Here is a 2694-nt window from a genome sequence, read left to right on the forward strand (position 1 = left end):
ACCAACGAACTTAACAAACATAACATTTCCCGTAAGCAGACTTCGTTAAGTTCAAACACTTCCAGAAAAGTGCCACTGGCGAGATAGCTGATAAGCTGGGATTTGTCCGGTGTGTAGCTAGAAAACCCAAAGCCTTTCCACCCTAAATTCACCATTTTTCTTAACCCCAGCTAACGCCCAATTAAGGTGTGAGCCACGCTACCACGGCACTCAATTTGAGCGCCGTAAACACTAAACTTGACCTAAACCAAAAATGCCAAGCGTGGGGAATCACACTTAAATTGTTTGTTAGAGTTTTATTGCGTTAAATCTACTTGTGCTATTTCAGCTTCTGAACTATCTAATATAGGGATAACTTTGAAGTCATATCCATTATAAAATGTTTGACTTATTTCAGTTTCACTTCCGGAAAAACAGACTGAGTTTCTCGAATGATACAACCGCATTTCCCTCGTAAGGGGAACTGAGTTAGTACTAAGGTCAAGAAGGTGTTTACACAGCCATCTAACAACGAGAACCTGCTTAGCAACGTTAAATGTTTCACCCATATCATCCATATTGACAATATGATTACCGACATTTCCATGACCAAAGTAATTGTGTCTAATTTGCCACACATGATGAGCAATGACTTGGAGTGTTTGAGACTCCGTTGGATAACTACTAGCTAAGTAAACTTTAACTTTCTTAAGGATGTGGTTTTCACCACATAAAATCTCGCAACCTTGATAAAATTGCATAAATGCTGCATCCAATAAACCAGCAAACTGGTCTTCGAGCCCAAGAAGTGTCAGACCGTTTAAATAGTGCTTTTGTGCCGCTTTCTGCTGTTGTGACAGATTTCTAAAAGTACCAAAATCATTAGTCAAGCGCCCGCTTGCCGCACCTCTTTCTTCTACTTCAAACGCTAACCCTCGACCTATCGGCTTTCTCGACGCAATGAATACTTCTCCACTTTCAGGTGTCATAGGAGGAACAACAAACCGTACCTCAGAGCAATTTAATGGAAAATCTAGGCAAAGAGCAATTGCCGAAAGTTGGTCAAGTGCCTCTTCTAATATAATATCGAGTTGCTCCGTACTTCTTTCGATAGAAAGTGATTTCTGAATAACTAATTCATCAGTTGCACCGATCATTGCGATATCGAAAAAGCTTTTGAGTTCCTCGTTATCATACTGAGATTGACCTTGACGAATAGCATCTAGTTTTTCGTACAAAAAACCAATAGTTTGTTGAGCCATTAAAGCCGGTGTAATTTTAAATTGCAGCACACCTCGAATATCATCTTCTCCTTCAAAGAAGTCCATATTCGTCCAAATACTCCATTCTCTGTGTTCAATGACTGACATGACATCTCCTCATAATCTTGTTTAAAACTCTAACGCCCAATTAAGGGGTGAACAACGCCTCCCCCAAACCTAAAGCATTGTACCATAAACACTAAATTTGAAGTGGAAGCAAAAATGCCGAGCGTTGTGAATCCCTCTTAAATTGCTTGTTATGTGAATTCTCGATTGAAGCGCCGAACTTTTGTACGCATATTTTTCATAGGTGATGACGTATTAAACTGAATCATGCGCCCTAGAGTCCATTGCTCATACCACTCTACGCCATACAACTCATAGTCACTTAAACTGGAAATAAGTAAAAGTATCTCGTTAACCGTAGACTCTAGCTCAACAAGCAGGTCATCGTATTTCCAGTCACGATATTCTTCGTGGAAACTTTCGGCGAGTAACCCCAGTTGATTCCATTTATAACCAGTTTCAGGGAAATCCACATGCTGATTTTGAGATTTTAGGCGATACCATTTAAGAACGAGTTTACCCCAACCAATCAAGTAAGCCACTGTATCACTAACGCTAATGATTGTACCTTTGACGTTTCCCTCGACGCCAGATTTTCGAGCTTTGCTTTCTGGAATTGAGCGATAGTCAGCCATTAGTTTTGGAAATATTGACTTTATGGCTAGCTCTAATTCATCCTTATTTCTAGGTACAGAAGACATTTTGACCTCCATTCACATAACGCCCAATTAAGTGGTGAACAACGCACTGGCCAAGCCACTGCATTGCACCATAAACACTTTACTCAACGCATAGTAAAACTGCCACGCGTTGAGAATCCACTTGAATTGCTTGTTATGTGAATTTTACCGTGAATTCAAAGTAAACCACCGTAGAAATGAAGGAATTTTAATAAGTTACGTACAAAAACGATATTTACCAAAACCTAAATTTCACAGCGTTCTTAGCCAAAGAGATCCACTTGCAGAATCAACAACAAAGAAAGCGCTCTTTCAGCCACAACAAACCCTTTTGCGTCACCAGACTTTCAGAGCTGAACTTCAGCAAGAGAGTCAGTCAAAAAGACATTTCAATTAAAGCGATTTAAAACTGGCGAAACCAACACAAGCCAGATCCAAAACTTAATTGAGGCAACCCAAGAACCTTGAAAACGATCAATCTCAGGTTGTTCAAGAATCCATTTCGACCAAGCCAACTTGCCGAAAACACGGAACGAATTTTCAATGAAATCGTAGAATTAACCTCAAAAACTCATCAAACACATAACGCCCAATTAAGGGGTGAGCCACGAGACCACGACACCCAATTTGGATGCCGTAAACACTAAACCTGACTTAAACCCAAAATGCCAAGCGTGGGGAATCCCTCTTAAATTGTTTGTTATGCG

General features: G+C 40.1%; 2 protein-coding genes. Both read right to left on the minus strand.

What is annotated here, in order from left to right; all coding sequences use genetic code 11:
• Positions 1 to 296 precede the first annotated feature (296 nt).
• The gene (locus AACW06_RS19145; protein WP_192076279.1) at positions 297 to 1349 is read right to left on the minus strand and encodes a hypothetical protein; all 1053 of its coding nucleotides are present in this window, start codon (positions 1347 to 1349) and stop codon (positions 297 to 299) included.
• A 149-nt stretch (positions 1350 to 1498) separates the two neighbouring features.
• Positions 1499 to 2008, minus strand: coding sequence for a ClbS/DfsB family four-helix bundle protein (locus tag AACW06_RS19150; RefSeq protein ID WP_192076280.1), 510 nt, complete (start codon positions 2006 to 2008; stop codon positions 1499 to 1501).
• Positions 2009 to 2694 lie beyond the last annotated feature (686 nt).

The organism is Vibrio sp. S12_S33, from assembly GCF_963889785.1.
GTDB classification, from domain to species: Bacteria; Pseudomonadota; Gammaproteobacteria; order Enterobacterales; family Vibrionaceae; genus Vibrio; species Vibrio aestuarianus.